This window comes from Achromobacter sp. RTa, from assembly GCF_000757485.1.
Lineage (GTDB): Bacteria > Pseudomonadota > Gammaproteobacteria > Burkholderiales > Burkholderiaceae_B > Achromobacter.
Window position 1 is genome coordinate 19,794 of record NZ_JPYO01000035.1, and the last position, 21,352, is coordinate 41,145.

The window sequence follows — 21,352 nt, forward strand, 5'->3', positions numbered from 1 at the left end:
CGCCGAGCCGAGGCTGACTTCACCGACCGGCGCGGTGCCGGCAATGGCGGCGGTGCTGGGGTTGTAGGCGGCGGTGCCGAGCGTGGAGCCATCTGCCACGGCATTGGCGCCAAGCGCCACGCTGCCGGCATGGCTGGCCTGGGCTTCGCGGCCCAGCGCCAGGGCGCTGTCCGCGGTCGCCGTGGCGTTGTAGCCCACTGCGGTGCTGCCTTGGCCTTGAGCAAAGGCGTCGCTTTGCGCGAGGCCGGCTTCGTTGGTGCGCGCGTAGCGGATGCCGATGCCGTTGGCGTCGGTGTTGGCCTGGCTGGTGTCGCCGGCGATGTTGGTGATGGTGTCGCCGATCTGACTGATGTCGCCGGTGTTCTGCGCGACCTGCTGATTGGTCTCGTGCAGTTGCGAGCCGTTGACGGCGTCGGTGCTGTCGGCAGACACATCGCCGGCGGCCACGTTGCCCAACCGGGCGGGATCGCCGCCCGGGTTCAGCGTCACGCTTCCGTAATCGATGCTGTCGTCCGGATTTCGGTCGTATTTGACTGCGCTGTCGCTGACCGCTTCGATGGCCTGGTTGGCCGCGAACAGCTGGGAGCCGTTGATGGCGTCTGTGCTGTTCGCGTTGATGCGGCCGGCGGCCACGTTGGTGATCGTGCGTTCCGCGCCGACATCTCCCACGCTGAGAGTGCTGGCGGGAGCGGTGCCGGCGAATTGATAGGTGCGGCCGTCGATGGTGGCTGCAGTCGTGGCGACGGCCGCCGCGGTCCGGGATTGCGAGCCCAGCGCGACATCTCCGGCGTTCGCTGCCGATGAACCCGAACCGATAGCGATCGCGTTAGCCGCGGAAGTGGCGGCGGTATCGCCCAGGGCGATCGAGCCGGCTTCCGTGGTGGTGGAGCCATTGCCCAGCGCGACCGAGCCCTGGCCGATGGCCCGGTTGTTGCTGCCGATCGCAACCGAGCCATTGGCCGCGGTGTCGCCCGCAGCGTCACCGGCTGCAATGTTCTGGGCGCCGAGCGCAACCGCGCCGGTGCCGTTGGCGGTATTGGGATCGCCCAACGCGACCGCGCCGTCGCCGATGGCCTTCTGGTCGCGGCCGATGGCTACGGCGCCGCCGCTGGCGGAGGACGAGTTGGCCGTGGTGGCGCCAGAGCCGATGGCAACGTTGTGGCCTTGGCTTCCGGTCACGACGCCATTGCCGAGCGCGATATTGTTGCCGTCGGAGTCCGCCGCGGTGGAGGCGTTCCTGCCGATGGCGATGTCGTTCTGGCTGCGTGCGATGGCGCCGTCGCCTTGGGCGATGCCATAGCCGGCTGCATCGAGCACTTGCGCGCCGCGCCCGATCGCGATGCCGGAATCCGCGCCGGCCTGGACGCTGGATTCCCCGCCCAGGGCGATGCCGGAAGCGGCCGCTGCTGCGGCGCCCCTTACGTTGTTGCCACCGATGGCGACGGCGCCGACGCCGGAGGCCTGCGCGCCAACGAAGGATCCAAGCTGTCCGCCGCCGCCGATGGCCACGGCGTTGTCCGCCGATGCGTTGGAAAAGTTGCCGATCGCCGTGGCGGCTATGCCGCCGGACTTTGCGGAATTGCCGAGGGCGGTTGCATTGCGCGCGGTTACGGTCGCGAAGTTTCCGATCGCCGCGCCATAGTGCACCTGGGCATTGGCGGAATTGCCCAGCGCGATCGCGTCCTCTCCGACCGCGGCGCTTCCCCGGCCGATCGCCACAGCGGAAAGATTGCTCGTCGTGCCGTCGGCGCGACTGTCTACGCCGATGGCGACGTCGCCATTGCGGGCGGCGACGGCCCGCTGGCCGATCGCCACCGAGGAATCCCCGGCGGCCCGGGCCTGCCCGACCATTGCCAAGGCATTGGCGCCAGTAGCCTGCGCGCCCGCGGCAGCGGTGTTGGACGACGTGTCGCCGCCGATGGCTATGCTGCCGGGCGCCGTGGCGCGCGTCCATTGCCCCAGGGCGGTCGAACCCGCGCCCGTCGCCTGGGCCTGCATGCCGACGCCAGTGCCACGCAGGGCGCCCGTTGCGGAAAATCCCAGCGCGACCGCGCCCGAGCCTGTGGCGGTGGCGTTATAGCCCATGATCTGCACGCCCTGATAGTTGCCGCCGTTAGCGTTGCAACCGATCACGTTCGACCATACGCCGGTGCCATCCTTCGGAGCCGTGCCGGCGGCGGCAACAATACCGTCAGGCCCGGTGGCGCTCGCATTGTTGCAGTTGGAGGGTGCGTAAGTCGACGCCTGTGCGTCTGGCGTCAAGGTGAACAGGCCGGCGACCGACAAGCCGGCGGCCGCAAGCGATTTGCCCAGGTGCCTGGCACTGCGCGATGGCTTGCCGCGCGCATTCGTATTTTCGCTGACCGCGATCCAGGTTCCGGAAGCTTCGCTCCAGATGGTCTTGTGAGCCTTGTTCATAAATCCACTCTCGTTACGGGTTGAGAAGACCGATCCGCAGGGGAGGTCGATGCCGGAAGGAAAGGAACAAGGCCAGGAACTGTGGCAAACATCGATTGAGAAAAGCAGAACCGTCCCGAAGGAACGTGCGCAAAATTCCTGACCGCTTGCTACGGATGACGACTTGGGCCTTGACTTCCGCGCCGCTCAGCCAATGGGTACATGCTGCATTCGTATACGCCCATTGACTGAGATGGTCGCCAGCTTACGTGCCGCAACGAGGAGCGAGTAGGCGTTAAAACCGATACTTACTATCAGGTGCAACCCATGGAATGGCGTCTGGACCTTTAGTAGGATCACTACGCAAGAACGTCTGCGATTCGAAAGTGGAAGCCTCATACACAGCCCATGGCTTCCCGCTAGTTCAGTCAGAGCCAGCGTGATCCGCTGCCAGGAATAGGAATAGCCCGCGAGTAGCCGCGTCCAACCTGCGTGATGCCGCAGGATTTCAGTCCGGTGTTTCCAGTCTCGGGAGGTCGGGTTCGTCGTTATCGCTTCGGCCAGGAAGCGTCCTGTTCACGAAGCGTGGGGCATATATGGATTTGCTGGCAACGGTGCGTATCTTTACGCGAGTGGTCGAGCGCGGCAGCATGTCGGGCGCCGCGAGGGAGTTGGAGATGGGGCAGCCTGCGGTCAGCGAACGGATCCACAAGTTGGAGAAATTCCTGGGGACCCGGCTGCTGATGCGCAGCGCTCGCACGCTCAGTTGCACCGAAGAAGGGCATATCTTCTACCTTCGTGGCCGGGAGTTGCTGGACGCGGCAGACCGGGCGATCACCGCGGTTACCAGCCAGAAGGAAACATTGGACGGATCCGTGCGCATTGCTTCGGCCCAGTGCTTCGGGGAAGTCGTATTGCCGTGGATGCTGCTGCGAATGCGCGAGCAGCATCCGCAGTTGCGCCTGGATGTCGTGCTCAACGATGCCTTGGTCGATCCGGTCACGGAAGGCGTGGATATTTCCCTGCGGTTGGGGCAGTTGGGTGAAGGCGGATACATCGCCCATCCCTTGGGCCAGGTGGACCGGACTCTGGTGGCGTCGCCATCCTATCTTGCCCGCCATGGTTCCGTGGAAACTCCCGCGGACATCCGCAGGCATCTCTTCATCCGCGTCAAGGGCATTTTCGGCAATGAGCATCTGCCTTTGATCCGCGCGGACGGGCAGCTCGAAACCGTTCCGATAAGCACCGCCATGACGACCAGCCATTGGCGTCCCATGTTCGAAATGCTCGCCTCCGGAGCGGGCATCGGCGTCTTGCAAAGCCCCGCATGTGTCGCGGCGCTCAAGCAGGGCACGCTGATCCACTTGCTGCCCCAGTACCGGATTCCGCCATTCCCGTTGCACGCACTGGTACAAGCGGCGCGTCCGACGCCGCCTCGGATCCGAGCGATCCTGGACATCTTGAAAAGCGAAGTTCCGGCCGCGCTGAAGCAGTTGAAGATCCGTTGGGAATAATCAGTTGCCAGCGATCAACCGTCGCGTGAATCGATATGCTGAGCCTGTCCATGATCGGTACTGTCGTAGGCGCTCCGGCGTCGCGGATTTGCGTCGATGGCACGCTGCGCGCCAGCGCCGACATTCAGGCCATTTCCGGCAACGGCGAACGGCTGATGATCCATGTGTATTCGATGCTGCCAAGAATCGCGACCTCCTTGCTGAAACTGACCGACGGCGAAAACGTGTCGGTGCGCGGCGAACTCACCGCGGATGTCGTGCTGTACGAAAGGCGGCGATTTGGGCTGGCGCTCGCCGTTGACGCAGTATCCGTATCCAGCCTGGACCCCACGGAGGGCCATCACGGCGCATACTCGGCTTAGCCCGCATGTGCGCTGGCACCGGGCGCGAATCCTGTTCCTGGCATTCTTTTGTGCGGTCGTCGTTCTCTGCATGTCCGCCCTGGCGTCCGGTTACCTGGCCGCAGCCCAAGCCATTTCGGATCAAATCCGCAGCGACGAAAGACAGGCCGCCATTGCCGCGGAACGAAGCGCCTTGATATACCGGAACGTCAAGGCCACGCTTGCCATGTTTGCGACGCAGGACGAGGCCCTTTGCTCGCCTGGACATCTTGCGCTGCTTCGCGAGGTTGCCTTGGACAGCGACTTCGTCGACGAGATCAAGGTGGTGCGCGGCGGATATTCGATTTGCGGCTCATGGGGAGCCGAGATCCGCCCGCGGCCGCTGGAAGCGCCGGATAGGCCGAATGCCGATGGCATCGACATCTTCGCTTATCACAGGCCCGGCCTGCCGACGGAAGGCGGCTGGAAAGTGGCTTTCATGAAAGGGGCCATCGTCATCCTCGTGAGCTCCTCCCGCTACACCGATCCGTTCGTGCATGCGGATTTGCGGCTGGCTATCATCAGCAAGGATGGAAGGCCGCTGGCTGGCTTGAACACCGCCCTGGCATGGCCGGCGTCCTCGGAGTTGCTGCCGGGAACGCGTCGCGTGGACGGGCAACTCGTGACGGTTCTGCAAGACAAGTACTGGACGGTGGCCGTGGCGAGCGAGCAAGCCAGCATCGACCTGCGTGAGCGGAAATTGCGTGGCCGCTATCTGTCTGCGGGCTGCCTCATCGCGGGGCTGTGCCTGGTGCCGGTGGCTTGCGTCGCCCGTAAACATCTATCGCCGGCGCAGGCGCTGGCGGCGAGCATCCGCAGGCGTGAATTCAAGCTCCTGTACCAGCCCATCATGGATTTGAAGCGGCGCCATTGCATCGGTGCGGAGGCGTTGCTGCGGTGGCGCCGGCCGGACGGCATGCTGGTGGGCCCTGCGGACTTCATAGACTTGGCGGAAGCCAGCGGCCAGGCGCAGGCCCTGACCCGTTTGGTCATCGATGAGGTCTTGAGCGATATGGCGGCATTGTTGCGGTCGACGCCCTCCATTCATATCGCCATCAACCTGAGCCCCGACGATGTGGCCTCGGGCCTGGCCATCGATTACCTGCATGGAGCCATGGCCGGGCTCGGCCTGACGAATTCGCAGTTCTGGCTGGAGGTGACCGAACGCAGCCTCATAGACCTGGAACGCGCCGGCGCGACGTTGGCGGCCGCGCAGGACGCGGGCCATCGAATCGCGCTGGATGATTTCGGCACGGGCTACTCCAGTCTGCGCTACCTGCGTACGCTGCCCCTGGATGTGTTGAAGATAGACAAAGCCTTCGTCGACCCGCTCGACATATCGGAGGGGGACGCGCAGATCACCGCGCACATCGTTCGCCTGGCCCTGGATCTGGGGCTCACCATCGTCGCCGAGGGCGTGGAGCGTTCCGGGCAGGAAGCATGCCTGCGTCAGCTGGGAGTGCATGCCGGGCAGGGGTGGCTATATGCCAAGCCGATGCCGGCGGAGGATTTCGCGGCGTTCTACCGGGCCCACCCAGGGCAAGACCCGTATGTTTGAAATGTTTGGTTTCAAAATACCGCTTGGTTCATCTATCTAGTAGTAGGTAAGATTCATCCATCGACGCAGCGAACCCCACAGCACCTGCTGCCGCCGACCCCAGAAATACAGTAGTCCGCTTTTTTTATTTCCCTGTTTATCTACCTACAAGTAGATAGTTTATCCGAATAGTTGCACGAATCCTTAATCTGGAGATTGACCATGAAGACCCTCGTATCCGCCCTGATCCTGTCCGCTTCTTTCATCGGCGCCGCCCAAGCCGGCGAGCTGGACTACCCGCCTCCCCTGAACACGGAAAGCTCGGTGACCCGCGCCCAGGTGCAACAGGAACTGGCAGCGGCCCGCGCCAACGGTGAACTGGCGTTCGGCGAAGAAGGCTACGCCGCCACGACCTTCGCGGCCGCCGCCGACAAGACCCGTGCCCAGGTGCAGCAAGAGCTGGCAGCCGCCCGTGCCCAAGGCCTGACCGAAAGCGCCGAGCTGGCCTATCCGCCCGTGGAAGGCTGATTCTTTTCCCGACAAATCTATCTACACATAGATAGCAATCAAACCCGATCCTGATGCCGTACCCTTTTGGAGATTGACCATGAAAACCCTCGTATCCGCCTTGATCCTGTCCGCTTCCTTCATCGGCGCCGCCCAAGCCGGCGAGCTGGACTACCCGCCTCCCCTGAACACGGAAAGCTCGGTCACCCGCGCCCAGGTGCAGCAGGAGCTGGCAGCGGCTCGCGCCAACGGTGAACTGGCATTCGGCGAAGAAGGCTACGCCGCCACGACTTTTGCCGCCGCCGCGGACAAGACCCGCGGCCAGGTGCAGCAAGAACTGGCCGCCGCCCGTGCGCACGGCCTGACCGATAGCGGTGAACTGGACTACCCGCCCGTGCAAGGCTGAGCATGATGCCGACGCATGCGGGCCCCGGGGGCGGGACTTTCCCGGCCGGGGTCCGCGCGGGCGTTGTCGCGGCTGCCAGACCGCCGAAACCAATGACGGACCGACCTATTAGTAGGTAATATTCAGCCATGGACACTCCTACTCCCAACACCACCCGCGAACTGCTTCTGGCCCATGCCGAGAAGCTGATCCGTACGCGCGGATGCAACGGCTTCAGCTACCGCGACCTGGCCGAGCACGTGGGCGTGAAGACGTCCAGCATCCACTATTACTTTCCGGGCAAGGACGACTTGCTCTACGAGGCTGTCGAAGCCTATAGCGCGCGGGCACTGGGCGCCGTGCGCGGCATCGATACCGCCCAGCCCGCGCAGGCGCAGCTCGACGAATACCTGAGGCTGATGGAATCGCGCGCTTGCGGATCGGGCGAACTCTGCCTGGGCGGCATGCTGGCCGCCGAGGTCAATTCCCTGCCCGAAAGGGTGCGCGGCGCGCTGCAGGGTTTTTTCCGGGCGCATGAAGCCTGGCTGGCCCGGGTGCTGGCCGAAGGCGCGGCCCAGGGCACGATGAAATTTTCCGGCACGCCCGAAGCAGCCGGCCGCGCGGTGTTCGCCACCGTGCAGGGCTGTATCCTGGTGTCGCGCCTGTTCCAGCAGCCCGCCGCCTTGTGCGAGGCCATTGGCGCCCTGTATGTGCAATGCGAGGGCAAGGGCGGCTGACCGCTTCCGATCCTTGCCCACGCCCACGGCCGCCATGCGCAACGCAGGCGGCCGTTGCATTTGCGCCCGCCATCCCGCCGGTTGCGATCAGGCCGCGAGCAGGGCGCGGGCCATGTCGACGCTGGTCCGTTGCTGCACGCCGAGATCCCGCATGCGCTGCTGGAACAGCGCCTGCGCGTCCGCGAAGCCGGCGACGGGACTCATGCAGTCCGTCAGCAGCACCAGCCGCGAAAGATCACGGCCAGGCAGGTACTCGGCCAGGTGTTCGACGGTGGCCTTGACGCAATGGCTGCCGGCTTCGCCTGCGATGAGGATAAGCTCGGAGCGGTCCAGTGAATCCAGCAGGCCGCGATTGAGCTGGCTGCGGGGATCGTCGGCATCGGGCACTTCGGCCATCAGCGCGCTGTAGTGCTCCGTCCAGGGATTCGTGCCCTTGGGCACTTTGCGCACGATGAGCTGGCGCTCGTCTTCCCAGCGGCTGTAGGCGGCGCGCACGTCCGCGTGGACGTTGTGGCCCCAGGTGCCGATTTCGCAATGCACGGGCCAGACCATCAGCGTGTAGCGGCCGCGCGCCTCCAGCTCGTCCAGATAGGACAGGGTGCGCGGCAGGTCGTCCGCGTGGCGGGGCCGGAACGCTCCCGCGCGCACCTGCGCCGCGGTGATCGGCGTGAACGGCGCCACCGCCTGGCCGTCGCCCGTGCTCCAGAAAGTCGGATGCGCGATGTCCAGCCGATGATGCGAATCCAGCGTGACCGTGATGGAGGTCAACGCGGAGGCCGTGGCGTCGATGAAGCGCGCCAGGCGCTGCATATCGTCATGCGCGCCCTCCACCGGCAGCGCGGGCGCGTGGGGCTTGCCCGTGAGCGGGTCCATCGGCAGGTAGCCCTGCGGCAGGTCGCAGAAGTCATTCTGCGGGTCGATGATCAACAGATGATTGGAGCGCGGCATGACAACGTTCGGGGAAGGCGAACTGGAAATATAGAACGGGACGGCCATGGCGATCTAGAAAAGTACCAGATGCTCGGCGCGGTCCGGCAATTGGCGCAGCAGGGCACGCCATTGCAGCCAGACTCTTGCCCCGGCCGAGATGGCGATGATTGCAATAAGGATCCACATGGTCAGGCTCCCGATAATTTCGCACGATCGTGCGAAATTGGATGATGGTTATGCGCCCGTGCCATGCCCGCGTGGCGGGCCGGCGGGCGCTACTCGATGTACTTGAAGCTGCGGTAGGTGGAAATCAGGCGTTCATAGGCCGCCCGCACGCGGTCGTGGGCCTTCGGATCGCGCAGGAAGCGGGCGTCGTGCATCAGGCCGACCATCAGGCTGTAGACCTCGAACACCAGTTGTTCGGGGTCCGTGTCGGGTCTCAGGTGCCCGGCTTCCAGCGCCTGGTTCACGGTGCGCACCATGGCGGCGCGCCACCGCCTGAGGTTGCCTTCCAGCACCGAGCGCAGCGGCGACTCTACATCGTCATATTCGAAGGCGCCGGCCACGTAGATGCACCCGGTAAGCGTTTCGACGTTGCTGGCGCGGTCGATCCATAGCGAGACCAGGGCGTTCAGCCGCGGCAGGCCGCGGGGGAAGGCCATGGCCGGGGTGAACACGGCCGCCACGAAGCGGCGGTCGTACTCGTCCAGCACCGCCTGCTGCAAGGCTTCCAGCGAGCCGACGCGCGAGAACACGCCGCTTTTGCTGATGCCCAGGCGCCTGGCGACCTGGCCGAGCGAGAGGCTCTCCATGCCTTGCGCGGCGGCCATGTCCAGCGCCGCGTCCACGATGGCCGCGAACGTCAGCTCGCTTTTTTCGGTTTTGGCAGTCATGGCGCAAATTTAGCACGATCGTGCGAAACCTGCCGGTTTTTTTCCACCGCAAAAGAAAGGCCGGACAGCATCGCTGTCCGGCCCTGTTGCCGCGAGGCCAGGCCGTCAGGCCTGGGCGGCCTTGAATTCGAGGCGATACTTGTGCAGCAGCGGTTCGGTGTAGCCGTTGGGCTGGGTCAGCCCTTCGAACACCAGCGCGCACGCCGCCTTGAACGCCAGCGAGGTGTCGAAGTGGCCGGCCATCGGACGGTAGAGCGTGTCGCCGGCGTTCTGGCCGTCGACCACCTTGGCCATGCGCTTGAACGTTTCCATGACCTGTTCACGGTTGGTCACGCCGTGGCGCAGCCAGTTGGCGATGTGCTGGCTGGAGATGCGCAGCGTGGCGCGGTCTTCCATCAGGCCGACGTTATGGATGTCGGGCACCTTCGAGCAGCCCACGCCCTGGTCGATCCAGCGGACCACGTAACCCAGGATGCCCTGGACGTTGTTGTCCAGCTCCTGCTGGATGTCGGCGGCCGACCATTTGGACGGATCGCCGACCGGCACCGTGAGCAGGCCATTCAGCAGATCGTCGCGCACGCTGTCCAGCTTGGTGCGTTCCAGTTCCTGCTGGACGGCCTGCACGTCTACCTGGTGGTAGTGCAGGGCATGCAGCGTGGCGGCCGTGGGCGAGGGCACCCAGGCGGTGTTGGCGCCGGCCTTGGGATGCGCGACCTTCTGTTCCAGCATGGCGGCCATCATGTCGGGCATGGCCCACATGCCCTTGCCGATCTGGGCGCGGCCGCGCAGGCCCGTGTCCAGCCCGACCAGCACGTTGTTGCGTTCGTAGGCGGTGATCCACGCGGTGGATTTCATGTCGCCCTTGCGCAGCATGGGGCCGGCTTTCATGCTGGAATGCATTTCGTCGCCGGTGCGGTCAAGGAAGCCCGTGTTGATGAAGGCCACGCGGGAGGCGGCGGCTTCGATGCAGGCCTTGAGGTTGATGCTGGTGCGGCGCTCTTCGTCCATGATGCCCATTTTCAGGGTGTTGCGCGGCAGCTTGAGCAAGTCTTCCACGCGGTCGAAGAGCTCGCTGGCGAAGGCGGCCTCGGCCGGGCCGTGCATCTTGGGCTTCACGATGTAGACGGAACCGGTGCGCGAATTCAGCTTGCGCTCGCGGTCCGGCAGCGCGGCCAGGCTGGTGACCACGGCGTCCAGGATGCCCTCGGGGATCTCCTGCCCGTTGCGGTCCAGGATGGCCGGGTTGGTCATCAGGTGGCCCACGTTGCGCACGAACATGAGCGAACGGCCGTGCAGGGTCAGCGCCGAGCCGTCCGGGCGCGAGTACTGGCGGTCCGCGTTCAGCTTGCGGGTGAAAGTCTTGCCGCCCTTGGTGACTTCCTCGGTCAGGTCGCCCTTCATCAGGCCGAGCCAGTTGCGGTAGATCTGGACCTTGTCGGCGGCGTCCACGGCGGCGACGGAGTCTTCGCAGTCCATGATGGTGGTCAGCGCGGCCTCGACCAGCACATCTTTCACGCCCGCCGCGTCGGTGGAGCCGATGGTGTGGGCGCGGTCGACCTGGATTTCGAAATGCAGGCCGTTGTTCTTGAGCAGGATGGCCGACGGCGCGGACGCGGAACCCTGGTAGCCGGCGAATTGGGCGGCGGACTTCAGGCCGGTCGAGCCATTGGCCAGCGCGATGCGCAGCTCGCCGTTCTCGACCGAGTAGCCGCGAGCGTCGGCATGCGAGCCCTGGGCCAGCGGGGCGGCCTCGTCCAGGAAGGCGCGGGCGCGGGCGATGACGGCGGCGCCGCGTTGTGGGTTGTAGCCGCCGCCGGTGTCGCCGGGCGTGGCGGGGATGGCGTCGGTGCCGTAGAGAGCGTCGTACAGGCTGCCCCAGCGCGCGTTGGCGGCGTTCAGCGCGTAGCGCGGGTTGGACATGGGCACGACCAGCTGCGGGCCTGCCTGTTGCGAGATCTCGGTATCGACGTTGTCGGTGGTGGCGCGCACGGCCGCAGGCTGCGGCAGCAGGTAACCGATGCCTTCGAGGAATTTACGATAGGCGGCCGGATCCGCGATGGTGCCGGGATTGGCGCGATGCCAGGCGTCGAGCTCGGCCTGCAGGCGGTCGCGCTCGGCCAGCAGCGCGCGATTCTTGGGGGCCAGGTCATCCACCAGGGCCGCGAACCCTTGCCAGAAACCGTCGGCATCCAGGCCGGTGCCGGGCAGCGCTTCCTGTTCGATGAATTGATTGAGATTGGCCGCCACTTGCAGGCCGTGGTGCTGGATGCGTTGAGTCATGCGGTTCTCTAGCGGTAAGTGAAGCTGGCCGGCGCCGCGCGCCGGGCGGATCTGTCGTGACATCATCGTTCGGGGCTGCCGCAATGTCCATATCAAAACCCGCTGGTCATACCAGTTTATTCTCCTGGCGCTGGGCAAAGCCTGTATTTTTATGTTTTTATATCAGTAACTTACCGAGGCGTGGTTTGCTGGCTTTTGTCAGCGACGAGCTTGGTCATACCACTGGTCCGGAGGGCGAATGTACGCGGAAACAGAAGAAAAACCCCGTCAGGTGGCGGACGAGGTCGCCGAGCGCATCGAACGCCTGATCCTGGATGGCGTGCTGAAGGCCGGCCAGGCGCTGCCGTCGGAGCGGCGCCTTACCGAAAAACTGGGCGTGTCGCGCACGGCGCTGCGCGAAGGGCTGAAGCTGCTGCGCGCCCGCGAGATCATCCACACCTCGCAGGGCAAGGGTTCATTCGTGGCGCAGATCTCCAAGGTGGATGCCGGGCCGCTGATGCATCTGTTCAATTCGCAGCCGCGCACCCTGTACGACCTGCTGGAAGTGCGATCCCTGCTGGAGGCCGAATCGGCGCGGCTGGCGGCCATACGCGGCACCGAGGCGGATTTCATCATGATCCGCCGCCGCTATGACGAAATGGTTGCGGCGCAGGGCGCGGCGACCGACACGACGACACATGCGCACCTGGATCATGCCTTCCATCTGGCCATCTGCGAGGCCTCGCACAATCCGGTGCTGGTGCATACGCTGCAATCGCTGACGGACCTGCTGCTGGGGTCGGTATTCGCCTGCGTGAACAATCTATATCACCGCGAACCCGAGAAGCGGCAGATCGACCGGCAGCATGCGCGGCTGTTCAACGCGGTCACGGGGCGCCAGCCCGAACAGGCGCGCAAGGCGGCTGCGGACCACGTGGACAGTGTGCGCCAGAGCCTGTCCGACATCGAGCAGGAAGAGCAGCGCCTGGTGCGCGCCACGTTGCGCCTGGAGGGCTGGACGTAGGCGCGTCGGATAGCAAGGCTCAGCGGTCGGCGGCCATGGCCTTGCCGGCGAGAGCCAGCGGCTTGCCCGCGTAGACCCGGCCGTAGCGGTTGTGCACGAAGGCTTCGAGGTCGATGGCTTCCTGGCCCACGAATCCCCGCTGCGGCAGGACCCCCTGAGCGACCAGGTCGAGGGCGGCGCATATGCCCGCCGCGGTGGAAAGCTGGATCGCGCTCAGGCGATGGCCGTCGACGTCCGCGCCGAAAATGCGGACCGGATAAGACTCTTCCTCCAGCCGCCCATTGCGGCGGCCCGATGCCGAAGCCTGGATCACGATCACATCCTGTTCGGTGGTGGGGATGGCGGCCTCGAAGATTTCCTTCAGCAGGTCGCGGCGGTCGCGCAGGCGCAGATCATTGAGCAGCAGCTTCATGATGCCGCAGTGGCCGGGGTAGCGCACGGACTTGTAATCGACATTGCGCGCGCGGCCGACCAGCGTGGCGGGCAGCGTGCCCAGTCCGCCCGAGGTGTTGAAGGCCTCGTATTCCACGCCGTCCAGCGCGAAGGTTTCGTAGCCCTCCAGGGCGGGCACGCTCGTGAGCTGTCCATCGACGATGGCCTCGCACGGATTGCAGTATTCGTTGATGAGCCCTTCCGTGCTCCAGGTCAGGTTGTAGCGCAGGCTGTTGGAGGGATAGCGCGGCAGGGCGCCGACGCGCATGCGCAGGTCCAGCAGCGTATCGAAGCGTCGGGCCAGCGCGTTGCCGACGATGCCGATGAAGCCGGGAGCCAAGCCGCATTGCGGCATCAGGACGCTGCGCGCATCTTCCGCCAGCGACTGGATGGCATGCGTGCTGGCCACGTCTTCGGTCAGGTCGAAGTAGTGCACGCCGGCCTTGGCGCAAAGTCCGGCAACCGCGATGGCGCGGTGGAAGGGCAGCGCGTTGACGACGGCATAGCGGCCTTCAATGCAGCGCGCCAGCGAATCATCGTCCGAAATCTGCCGGGTTTCGCAGCCGAGTTCGGCCACGGCGCGCAGCCGGACAGGATCCTGGTCGGCAACCAGCACCGAGTAGTCGCCGCTGCGTTCCAGCATCAAGGCGATGGCAAAACCGATTTTTCCGGCGCCCAGAAGAAGAATGGGACGGGGGGATGCGATGGACATGGCGCACGCTCCTGCGGAGGAAGAGGGGGAAGTGGCCTCATCCTATGCTTGGGTGCTGTCGATGTGTAGATATTAAAACGTCGTATCGGCTGTATATCACGTTGATTCGACTTAATTTGATGTCGAATCGTCAAAAAGAAAGCCCTCCGGCTTGCGCCGGAGGGCTGGGGCGCTGGTCATGGCCTTGGGGGCCATGGGGGAGGGGATCAGCTGCCCAGGGGCGGGTAGTCCAGGTTGCCGAAGGTGACCAGGCCTTCCGACTTGGCTTGCGCCAGCTGGGTCTGGACCTGGGCGCGGGTCAGCGACGCGGTTTGTTCGGCGGCGGCGACGGGCGGGTAGTCCAGGTTGCCGAAAGTCACTTCGCCGGCGTTCTTGGCCTGGGCCAGTTCGGCCTGGACTTGTTGCGAAGTCAGGCTCGACGTCTGGGCGATGGGGGCGGGGTAGCCTTCTTCGCCGAACGTGTATTGGCCGGAAACCTTGGCTTGTTGCAGCTCGGCCTGGACCTGGGCGCGCGTGGGGCCTTGGTCGGCTTCGGCGGCTTGGGCGCCGGCGGCCAGAACGGACATGGACAGCATCAAAGCGGTAGCAAGGGTTTTCATGGCAGACCTCCGATGTCTTGAGCTTGGGAGCCGAACGGCTGGCGTGATTGCCAGGGGTTCGCTTGCTGTGTCCCGATGAGATGCATTCTGTGCTCAAAACACCCTGGGATAAACCCTTATTACTTGAAAACATCTTTCCAAAATCTGGGCTAATCGCTTTTGGATTCACCAAATGGTGCCATGGGTGGTGATATTTCCATTTGATGACGCCATGGGCGAGAGCCGCGCGGAAGGGCGGCTGCCAGACGAGGAAGATGGGAGAGAGGAAAGCACGGGCCCGGAACGACGCCCGGGGCCCCGGCAAGGGGAAGAAGGGTCAGCGGTTCAGTTCGGCCAGCGCGGCGTCGTATTCCGCTTTGGCTTCGTCCAGCTTGCGCTGGGCCTTGTCGATCTTGTCCTGCTTGCCCTTGGCGCGTGCTTCTTTCAGCTCGCTTTCCCGTTCCGCGACTTTGCTCTGCTTTTCGCGCACGTCGGCTTCCCGTTGGGACTGCAGGCGGCTGTCGGTGCAACTGGCCTTCGCTTCCTTCAGGGCTTTGCGCAAGCCGGCTTCACGGCGGGTATTGTTCTGCGCCTGGGCGGCGGCGATGTCGTTCTCGATGTGGCAGAACTTGGCGGCGCAGCCGCGCTGGGCCGAGCAGTCGCTGGCGGCCTGCGCCGGGATCGCGCCGAACGCGGCGCCGGCGGCGGCCGCGAGGACCAGGGACTTGAGCAATGAGGGCATGCGTGGTCTCCGTAATGCGTTGCGGAGGCTCCATCATGGCCCCTGTCGGCGCCGCAGGCAATGCGCGGCGTCAACGGGCGTTGGCGCCGCCCTCGTGCGGCGTCAGCGGATCAGCGTGCCGGCCAGCGCGGCGGCGACCAGCAGGGCGCCCAGCCAGAGGTTGGCGCGGAACAGCATGAAGTTGCGGTCCGGGCGCTGGATGTCGAAAACCTTCAGCTGCCATGCCAGATGCACCGCCACGGCCACCATGCCGACCTGGTAGGCCCACGACAAGCCGATGGCGTAGCCGCCCCAGGCCCACAGCACGACGGTGCCCAGGTAGAAGCCCCCGATCCAGAGCTTGCCCTGGTCGCCGAAGCGCATGGCGGTGGAATGCAGGCCCAGGCTGCGGTCGTCCCGCACGTCCACGTAGGCATAGATGCTGTCGTAACCGACCTGCCACAGCACGGCGCCCGCCCACATCGCGATGGCGGCCAGCGGCACATGGTTCTGGGTGTCCGACCAGGCCATCAGCATGCCCCAGTTGAAGCAGATGCCCAGCACGACCTGCGGCCAGTATGTGACGCGCTTGCACAGCGGATAGATGAAGACGAACGGCAGCACCGCCACCGCCAGCCAGCGGCTCATCTCGTTCAGGAAGAACAGCAGCGAGCCGCAGACCAGCAATTGCCCGAGCAGGAACCACACGGCGTGCTTCATCGTGAGCTGGCCGCTGGTCAAGGGGCGGAACCGCGTGCGTTCGACGTGCTTGTCGAATTTGCGGTCGCACATGTCGTTCACGGTGCAGCCGATGCCGCGCATGAGCAGCGCGCCCAGCGAAAACACGATCAGCCGCTGCAGGTCCGGCAGGCCGCCGGCGGCCTGGACCAGCGCGGCGATCGCCGGCAGCAGGGTCAGCCAGGTGCCGATGGGACGGTCCAGGCGGCAAAGCCGGGCATAGGGCCGCCACGATTTCGGCAGCCAGCGTTCGACCCAGTCGGTGAAGACGATGTCGCTGAGGTCGACGGGAGATTGTTGGGGGGCGCTCACTGTCACGGCGAAACGGAGGTGGGAAAACCCACAGCATAAAACAACAACGGCCGGGCATTGCGCCCAGCCGCTCCGTATGCCGCAGTGCCCGGGCTTTGCCCGTGTCTGACACCCGTACGCGATGATCTACGGTTTGCCACGATGCTTCCGGGTGTCTGACACCCGAGGGGCACTGGCGCAAGCCGTAGCATCTCCCATACAGGTATCAGACACTTGCTGCACGAGGCACCCGCGTCATTTGCGGCAATGCCGCCAAGCGGGGCTGCACGGATCCGGCTCCGCCGGTCCGTAGCCAGCGCCCCCTGGGGGGAGGCGCCGCAGGCGCTTCGGGGGGGGCTTAACCCTCCTCTTTTAGCAACTTGCCGAGGATGGCGATGCCCGTGCGGATCTTGTCTTCCGGCACGGTGGCGAAGCTCAGGCGCAGCGTGTTGGCCTTGCCGGCGCCGCAGTAGAACGGCGCGCCCGGCACGAACGCCACGTTCTGCGCGATGGCCTTTTCCAGCAGCTTGGTGCTGTCGATGTGCTCGGGCAGCGTCAGCCAGATGAACATGCCGCCTTCCGGCTTGGTCCAGGTGACGGTCGACGGGAATTCGCGGGTGATGGCGTCCAGCATGCAGCTGCCCTGCGCGCGGTAGATTTCGCGCACGTTCGGCAGGTGCTCTTTCAGGAAGCCGCCCTTGACGATCTCGTACACGGCCATCTGGGTCAGCGTGGGCGTGTGCAGGTCGGTGGCCTGCTTGGCCTGGACCAGCTTGTTGATCAGCGGACGCGCGGCGGCGATATAGCCCAGGCGCAGGCCGGGGGCCAGCACCTTCGAGAACGTGCCCAGGCGGACGACGTTGGCGCCATGCTCGGCGGCCAGCGCGATCAGGCCCGGTTGCGGCTCGCCCGCGTAGCGCAGTTCGCCGTAGGGATCGTCTTCGACGATGGTCAGGTCCAGTTCCGCGGCGCGCTTGACCAGCGCCACGCGGCGCTCCAGGTTGAGCGTGCGGCCGGTGGGGTTCTGGAAGTTGGGCAGGGCATACAGGAAGCGGGCGCCGTCGGCCAGTTCGGGAGTGATGGCTTCCGGGATCAGGCCGCCTTCATCGGTGGGCACGGGCGTGAACTTCGGCTGGTACAGGCTGAACGACTGCAGGGCGCCCAGGTAGCTGGGGTCCTCGACGAGCACCTTGCTGTCCTTGTCGATCAGCACCTTGCCCAGCAGGTCGAGCGCCTGCTGCGAGCCCGACACGATCAGGATCTGGTCGGCGGTGACGTTCGCGCCCGCGCTGTTCAGGTCGTCGGCGACCCATTGGCGCAGCGGCGCATAGCCCTCGGTCGGCCCGTATTGCAGAGCGGCGCGGCCGTTGGTGGCCAATACCTTGTCGAATGCCTCTCGCACCACTTCTACCGGGAAGCCGCCGGGCGCCGGCAGGCCGCCGGCGAACGAAATGACTTCGGGACGCTCGGTTACCTTGAGGATCTCGCGGATGGCGGAGCTGGTGAGTTGCTGGGCGCGTTCCGAGAAGGAAAACGCAGGTTCGAGAGGCTTGTCCATGGAGTGCTTCTTGATCAAGAAGAGGTAGGAAGATTCGGGCGTTTTTTTCCCTTCGGGAGGCCCGGTTGAAAAAATTGGCGAAAAGTATTGTCCCACACGGCAGCGGCCCGGCCCCCATAATGTGCGGAACCCCTAAAATCACCTGTGCCGATAATCGCCTGTACAGTTACATTTCCGCCATGTTCGAAGCCGCCCCGATCACCGCAGATTCCAAGCCCGCCCTCTATGCCGAGCTGGCCGCCCAGGCCCGCGCCCTGCTGGAAGGCGAGCGCGACCGCATCGCCAATGCCGCCAACCTGAGCGCGCTGGCCTACCAGGCCTTGCCCGGCCTGAACTGGGCCGGTTTCTATTTCTTCGACGGCGCAGAACTGGTGCTGGGCCCGTTCCAGGGCAAGCCGGCCTGCGTGCGGATTCCGCTGAACCGCGGCGTGTGCGGGGCGGCAGCCAGCCAGCGCCAGACGCAGCTGGTGCCGGACGTGCACGCCTTTCCCGGCCATATCGCCTGCGACGCGGCCTCGCGTTCGGAGATCGTCGTGCCCCTGGTGCTGAACGGCGCGCTGATCGGCGTCTGGGACGTGGACAGCCCGCTGCCGGGCCGTTTCGACGAAGACGACCGCAAGGGCATGGAAGCGTTGTGCGCGGTGTTTTTGGCCAGCCTGGAGTGAGCGGCTGGTTGGGATGTCTGACACCCGTACGAGACGGCCGCGCGTGCTGAAGCCTATCTCCCCGGGTGTCTGACACCCCGCATCCAGTACCCTCCGTTGACACCGCTCCGCGCTCCCGGTAGATTTCCGCTTCTTGCGCCAACCGCAGTTCCCAATCCATGATCCGTCAGGCCAACCAATCCGCTTTCCTGTTCCGCGCCCTGGGCGTGGTGCTGGCTTGCGCTGGCCTGAAATCCAAAAAACAGCCGCTCATCTGACCGGAGCATGCTGTTCCGTCAGATGGGCGACGGAACAGCGGCCTCCTGGCGGCGCTTGGCGCCGTCCGCGCATCCCTCTGATATCCCGAGCACTTCTGTACGGTCCAACCACGGTCCGCTTACACCGAAGGAGTGTTCTCATGCAATCTCACCAATCTCCGATCCAGGGCGTCTGGGTGCCTCTCGTCACGCCGTTTTCCGGCGGCGCCGTCGACGGCGGGGCCTTGCGCCGCCTGGTGCGCCATTACGCGGCGGCCGGCGTGGACGGGCTGGTCGTGTGCGGCAGCACGGGCGAGGCCGCGTCCCTGGACGATGCCGAACAACTGGCCGTGCTTGACGCCGTGCTGACGGAAGCGGGCTCGCTGCCCGTCATCATGGGCCTGGCCGGCAACCACCAGGGACACGTGCTGCAACGCCTGGCGGCCTTCGGCACGCGTCCGCTGGCCGGCATTCTGGCGCCCGCGCCGTACTACGTGCGCCCCGGACAGGAAGGCGCCGCCGCCTATTTCCGCTGCCTGGCCGATGCCTCGCGCTTTCCCCTGGTGCTCTACGACATTCCATATCGCACGGGCGCGACGCTGGAGACCTCGACCCTGCTCGCGCTGGCGGCGCATCCGAACATCGCCGCGATCAAGGACTGCGGCGGCTCCCTGGAGAAGACGGTCGCGCTGATCGCCGACGGCAATATGAACGTCCTGGCCGGCGAGGACCTGCAATCGCTGTCCGTAATGAGCATGGGCGGCGCCGGCATGATTGCGGCGGCGGCGCATATCCGCCCCGACCTGTTCGTGGCCATGTACCGGGCGTTGCGGGCGCAGCAGCTGGACCAGGCCCGGCAGCTCTTCCATGCGCTGGTTCCGGTGATCCAGCTGACGTTCGCCGAACCCAATCCCGGCCCCGTGAAGGCGCAGCTTGGGCGCCAGGGCCTGCTGAGCGCGGAGCTGCGGCAACCGATGCCACGGGCCAGCGAGGCGCTGGCCGCCCGCATGGACGCGGCGGTGAGCGGCCTGAACCGTCTCTATCCCTGCCGGTAGCCGGGGCGCTCGTGAGCAGCCCGCCAGCTTTGTGGTGTTCTGATTCATTTTGTAATGAATGACTCACCCGGAAGCTGACGGATTGCTTATGATGCGGCCATTCCTCGGGTGAAACAAAACGTTCATGGCCCAAGCTTTTGAAGCCTTGTCCGCCTGGCAGGTCATGCTGGCGGGCCTGCTGTTCTTTGGTGGCATCTACCTGGTTTTCGGCGCGGCCACCTGGTTGTTGACGCACTATCTCCTGCCCGCGCTGGGCATCGGGCGCACGCTGGATCCCCGCCCGCTCGCGCCCGGCCAGCTGCGGCGCGAATTCGCCCAATCCGGCCTGTCCATCCTGCTGTTCGGCACCGGCATGATCTTCCCGTGGGGACTGCTGCAGCTGGGGTGGGCGCGCCTGGATCCGGATGCCGGCTGGCGGCAGATCCTGGTCGAGGTCCTGGTGCTGGTGGCCTGGAACGACGTGCATTTCTGGATCAACCACCGGCTTCTGCATACAAAGCCGCTGCGCCGTTTCCATCTGCCGCACCACCGGTCCGTCGTGACCACGCCGTTCTCCACGTACAGCTTCCACCCCATCGAAGCCCTGATGCTGGGCAACGTGATCCTGCTGCCCATGGTGCTGCACGACTTCAGCTTCTGGTCGCTGGCGTCCGTGCCGCTGTTCAGCCTGTTCTTCAATTGCATCGGGCACGCCAACTACGATTTCTTTCCCCGCGTTTCCTACGCGCACTGGTTCGCCGCCAGCCGTCGCCATCATCTGCACCATGCTTGCTACAACGGCAACTACGGCTTCCAGTTCACCTTCATGGACCGCCTGTTCCGCACCCGGCTCAAGGCCGAGGCGGCGGCGCCCCAGCTGGATGCTTTCCGACAGCGAGAGTCGCATGGCGGGCGCGCCTGAGGCGCCGCGCTGGCGGCCGGCGCTGCGCAACCGGCGCGACTGGCAAAGCCTTGCCTACCTGGCCGCCTTGCCCGCGCTGGCGGCCTGGCAATGGGTGCATGGGTTCTGGTGGCCCCTGTACGGGCTGATGCTGTTCCTGACCTTGGGCGTAGGCGTCATCCACCACAACCACACGCACATCCGGATGTGGCGCGGCCGCTGGGCCAATCGCGCCACCGATTTCTGGATCACCCTGATGCAAGGGCATCCCACCTTCGTCTTTTATCCGGCGCACGTGGCGAACCACCACCGCTATCGCCATGGCGCGCAAGACGTGGCGCGCACCTACCGTTTCGGGGGCGACACGAACCATCTGTGGGGCTATCTGATCCATCCGGCGCAGGCCGTCTGGGTGCTGTACCCCCTGTTCTTCGCCTGGCTGGGCCGCCTGCGCCGCCATTGGCCGGGCGCATGGCGCTATTGCATGGCGCAATACGGCGCCTGGCTGGGCCTGTGGGGAGGCCTGCTGGCCGTGAATCCCGCGAAGGCGCTGGTGTTCGTCATCATCCCGCAGCTGCACGGATTGCATTGGCTGCTGGCCACGAACTACCTGCAGCACGCGCACGCCGACGGCGGCCCCCGGGCGGCTGCCGGCCTGAACTACGCGCGCAATTTCGAAGGGCTGGTCAATCCGCTGCTGTTCAACATCGGCCTGCACACCGCGCACCATGAGCATTCGCGCGCGCATTGGGCCGAACTGACCCGCCTGCATCGCGAGCGTTACCGCGACCGCGTGAATCCGGCTTTGAACGAGCGCGGGCTGGCGCCTTATATGTTCCGCGTTTTCGTGCTGGGGACATTCCTGCCGCGTTTTCGCAGCCGTCCCTGCATGGCGCCCGAGCACATCCGCTAGCGCCGCAATC

Annotated in this window: 20 protein-coding genes; 11 read left to right on the forward strand and 9 right to left on the reverse strand. The window is 65.4% G+C overall.

Annotated features, from left to right (window positions below; translation table 11 throughout):
* Positions 1–2,418: ESPR-type extended signal peptide-containing protein (locus JL37_RS12785; RefSeq protein ID WP_255352905.1), on the reverse strand; the 2,418-nt coding region annotated here is incomplete at its 3' end.
* Between the two features lie 575 nt (positions 2,419–2,993).
* Here JL37_RS12785 and JL37_RS12790 point away from each other — a divergent pair.
* The 6 genes from JL37_RS12790 (at position 2,994) to JL37_RS12815 (ending at position 7,457) form a co-directional block, all read left to right on the forward strand.
* On the forward strand, positions 2,994–3,911 hold the full coding sequence (locus tag JL37_RS12790) for a LysR family transcriptional regulator (RefSeq protein WP_043544513.1): 918 nt from the start codon (positions 2,994–2,996) through the stop codon (positions 3,909–3,911).
* A gap of 35 nt (positions 3,912–3,946) precedes the next feature.
* Positions 3,947–4,273, forward strand: a complete 327-nt coding sequence (locus JL37_RS30490; RefSeq protein ID WP_043544514.1) for a hypothetical protein — start codon at positions 3,947–3,949, stop codon at positions 4,271–4,273.
* A gap of 70 nt (positions 4,274–4,343) precedes the next feature.
* A complete protein-coding gene (locus JL37_RS12800; protein ID WP_052097151.1) occupies positions 4,344–5,849 on the forward strand; it encodes an EAL domain-containing protein in 1,506 nt (501 codons plus the stop codon).
* Between the two features lie 201 nt (positions 5,850–6,050).
* On the forward strand, positions 6,051–6,356 hold the full coding sequence (locus JL37_RS12805; RefSeq protein ID WP_043544515.1) for a DUF4148 domain-containing protein: 306 nt from the start codon (positions 6,051–6,053) through the stop codon (positions 6,354–6,356).
* Positions 6,357–6,435: 79 nt separating this feature from the next.
* Positions 6,436–6,741: a DUF4148 domain-containing protein gene (locus JL37_RS12810; RefSeq protein WP_043544516.1), complete on the forward strand. Its 306-nt coding sequence runs from the start codon at positions 6,436–6,438 to the stop codon at positions 6,739–6,741.
* A 128-nt stretch (positions 6,742–6,869) separates the two neighbouring features.
* Positions 6,870–7,457: a TetR/AcrR family transcriptional regulator gene (locus JL37_RS12815; RefSeq protein WP_043544517.1), complete on the forward strand. Its 588-nt coding sequence runs from the start codon at positions 6,870–6,872 to the stop codon at positions 7,455–7,457.
* An 87-nt stretch (positions 7,458–7,544) separates the two neighbouring features.
* Here JL37_RS12815 and JL37_RS12820 read toward each other — a convergent pair whose 3' ends face one another.
* From JL37_RS12820 to JL37_RS12830, 3 genes are all read right to left on the reverse strand, one after another.
* The gene (locus tag JL37_RS12820) at positions 7,545–8,405 is read right to left on the reverse strand and encodes a cysteine hydrolase (RefSeq protein ID WP_043544603.1); all 861 of its coding nucleotides are present in this window, start codon (positions 8,403–8,405) and stop codon (positions 7,545–7,547) included.
* A 257-nt stretch (positions 8,406–8,662) separates the two neighbouring features.
* Positions 8,663–9,280, reverse strand: coding sequence for a TetR/AcrR family transcriptional regulator (locus JL37_RS12825; RefSeq protein ID WP_043544518.1), 618 nt, complete (start codon positions 9,278–9,280; stop codon positions 8,663–8,665).
* Between the two features lie 105 nt (positions 9,281–9,385).
* Positions 9,386–11,560, reverse strand: a complete 2,175-nt coding sequence (locus tag JL37_RS12830) for a malate synthase G (RefSeq protein ID WP_043544519.1) — start codon at positions 11,558–11,560, stop codon at positions 9,386–9,388.
* Positions 11,561–11,798: 238 nt separating this feature from the next.
* Here JL37_RS12830 and glcC point away from each other — a divergent pair, with 238 nt between their 5' ends.
* Positions 11,799–12,563 carry a transcriptional regulator GlcC gene (gene glcC / locus JL37_RS12835; RefSeq protein WP_043544520.1) on the forward strand — a complete coding sequence of 255 codons (765 nt, stop codon included), beginning with the start codon at positions 11,799–11,801 and terminating at the stop codon, positions 12,561–12,563.
* A gap of 19 nt (positions 12,564–12,582) precedes the next feature.
* On the opposite strand, the gene JL37_RS12840 is transcribed toward glcC, so the two are convergent.
* The 5 genes from JL37_RS12840 to JL37_RS12860 all read right to left on the reverse strand — a co-directional run bounded on the left by JL37_RS12840 (position 12,583) and on the right by JL37_RS12860 (position 17,593).
* Positions 12,583–13,707 carry a saccharopine dehydrogenase family protein gene (locus JL37_RS12840; RefSeq protein ID WP_043544521.1) on the reverse strand — a complete coding sequence of 375 codons (1,125 nt, stop codon included), beginning with the start codon at positions 13,705–13,707 and terminating at the stop codon, positions 12,583–12,585.
* A 206-nt stretch (positions 13,708–13,913) separates the two neighbouring features.
* The gene (locus JL37_RS12845; protein ID WP_081955057.1) at positions 13,914–14,306 is read right to left on the reverse strand and encodes a DUF4148 domain-containing protein; all 393 of its coding nucleotides are present in this window, start codon (positions 14,304–14,306) and stop codon (positions 13,914–13,916) included.
* Between the two features lie 316 nt (positions 14,307–14,622).
* On the reverse strand, positions 14,623–15,027 hold the full coding sequence (locus tag JL37_RS12850) for a DUF1090 domain-containing protein (RefSeq protein ID WP_043544523.1): 405 nt from the start codon (positions 15,025–15,027) through the stop codon (positions 14,623–14,625).
* A 102-nt stretch (positions 15,028–15,129) separates the two neighbouring features.
* Positions 15,130–16,056, reverse strand: coding sequence for a 4-hydroxybenzoate octaprenyltransferase (ubiA, locus tag JL37_RS12855; RefSeq protein WP_043544524.1), 927 nt, complete (start codon positions 16,054–16,056; stop codon positions 15,130–15,132).
* Between the two features lie 337 nt (positions 16,057–16,393).
* Positions 16,394–17,593, reverse strand: coding sequence for a PLP-dependent aminotransferase family protein (locus JL37_RS12860; protein WP_043544604.1), 1,200 nt, complete (start codon positions 17,591–17,593; stop codon positions 16,394–16,396).
* Positions 17,594–17,772: 179 nt separating this feature from the next.
* On the opposite strand from JL37_RS12860, the gene JL37_RS12865 reads away from it, so the two are divergent.
* The 4 genes from JL37_RS12865 (at position 17,773) to JL37_RS12880 (ending at position 21,342) form a co-directional block, all read left to right on the forward strand.
* Positions 17,773–18,258 (forward strand): GAF domain-containing protein, encoded by a 486-nt coding sequence (locus JL37_RS12865; protein ID WP_043544525.1) that lies wholly within the window; start codon positions 17,773–17,775, stop codon positions 18,256–18,258.
* Between the two features lie 397 nt (positions 18,259–18,655).
* Positions 18,656–19,549 carry a 4-hydroxy-tetrahydrodipicolinate synthase gene (gene dapA / locus JL37_RS12870; protein ID WP_043544526.1) on the forward strand — a complete coding sequence of 298 codons (894 nt, stop codon included), beginning with the start codon at positions 18,656–18,658 and terminating at the stop codon, positions 19,547–19,549.
* Between the two features lie 124 nt (positions 19,550–19,673).
* The gene (locus JL37_RS12875; protein WP_043544527.1) at positions 19,674–20,450 is read left to right on the forward strand and encodes a sterol desaturase family protein; all 777 of its coding nucleotides are present in this window, start codon (positions 19,674–19,676) and stop codon (positions 20,448–20,450) included.
* Positions 20,434–21,342 carry a fatty acid desaturase gene (locus JL37_RS12880; protein WP_043544528.1) on the forward strand — a complete coding sequence of 303 codons (909 nt, stop codon included), beginning with the start codon at positions 20,434–20,436 and terminating at the stop codon, positions 21,340–21,342. The genes JL37_RS12875 and JL37_RS12880 overlap by 17 nt, the downstream gene beginning before the upstream one ends.
* Positions 21,343–21,352 lie beyond the last annotated feature (10 nt).

What these genes read in the sequence shown, in the direction of transcription:
- JL37_RS12880 (WP_043544528.1), top strand. Translation starts at nt 20,434, where the DNA reads ATGGCGGGCGCGCCTGAGGCGCCGCGCTGGCGGCCGGCGCTGCGCAAC.
- JL37_RS12850 (WP_043544523.1), bottom strand. Translation starts at nt 15,027, where the DNA reads ATGCCCTCATTGCTCAAGTCCCTGGTCCTCGCGGCCGCCGCCGGCGCC.
- JL37_RS12865 (WP_043544525.1), top strand. Translation starts at nt 17,773, where the DNA reads ATGTTCGAAGCCGCCCCGATCACCGCAGATTCCAAGCCCGCCCTCTAT.
- JL37_RS12800 (WP_052097151.1), top strand. Translation starts at nt 4,344, where the DNA reads ATGTCCGCCCTGGCGTCCGGTTACCTGGCCGCAGCCCAAGCCATTTCG.
- JL37_RS30490 (WP_043544514.1), top strand. Translation starts at nt 3,947, where the DNA reads ATGCTGAGCCTGTCCATGATCGGTACTGTCGTAGGCGCTCCGGCGTCG.
- JL37_RS12790 (WP_043544513.1), top strand. Translation starts at nt 2,994, where the DNA reads ATGGATTTGCTGGCAACGGTGCGTATCTTTACGCGAGTGGTCGAGCGC.
- glcC (WP_043544520.1), top strand. Translation starts at nt 11,799, where the DNA reads ATGTACGCGGAAACAGAAGAAAAACCCCGTCAGGTGGCGGACGAGGTC.
- JL37_RS12860 (WP_043544604.1), bottom strand. Translation starts at nt 17,593, where the DNA reads ATGGACAAGCCTCTCGAACCTGCGTTTTCCTTCTCGGAACGCGCCCAG.
- JL37_RS12815 (WP_043544517.1), top strand. Translation starts at nt 6,870, where the DNA reads ATGGACACTCCTACTCCCAACACCACCCGCGAACTGCTTCTGGCCCAT.
- JL37_RS12840 (WP_043544521.1), bottom strand. Translation starts at nt 13,707, where the DNA reads ATGTCCATCGCATCCCCCCGTCCCATTCTTCTTCTGGGCGCCGGAAAA.
- JL37_RS12875 (WP_043544527.1), top strand. Translation starts at nt 19,674, where the DNA reads ATGGCCCAAGCTTTTGAAGCCTTGTCCGCCTGGCAGGTCATGCTGGCG.
- JL37_RS12845 (WP_081955057.1), bottom strand. Translation starts at nt 14,306, where the DNA reads ATGAAAACCCTTGCTACCGCTTTGATGCTGTCCATGTCCGTTCTGGCC.
- dapA (WP_043544526.1), top strand. Translation starts at nt 18,656, where the DNA reads ATGCAATCTCACCAATCTCCGATCCAGGGCGTCTGGGTGCCTCTCGTC.
- JL37_RS12820 (WP_043544603.1), bottom strand. Translation starts at nt 8,405, where the DNA reads ATGCCGCGCTCCAATCATCTGTTGATCATCGACCCGCAGAATGACTTC.
- JL37_RS12825 (WP_043544518.1), bottom strand. Translation starts at nt 9,280, where the DNA reads ATGACTGCCAAAACCGAAAAAAGCGAGCTGACGTTCGCGGCCATCGTG.
- JL37_RS12810 (WP_043544516.1), top strand. Translation starts at nt 6,436, where the DNA reads ATGAAAACCCTCGTATCCGCCTTGATCCTGTCCGCTTCCTTCATCGGC.
- JL37_RS12805 (WP_043544515.1), top strand. Translation starts at nt 6,051, where the DNA reads ATGAAGACCCTCGTATCCGCCCTGATCCTGTCCGCTTCTTTCATCGGC.
- JL37_RS12830 (WP_043544519.1), bottom strand. Translation starts at nt 11,560, where the DNA reads ATGACTCAACGCATCCAGCACCACGGCCTGCAAGTGGCGGCCAATCTC.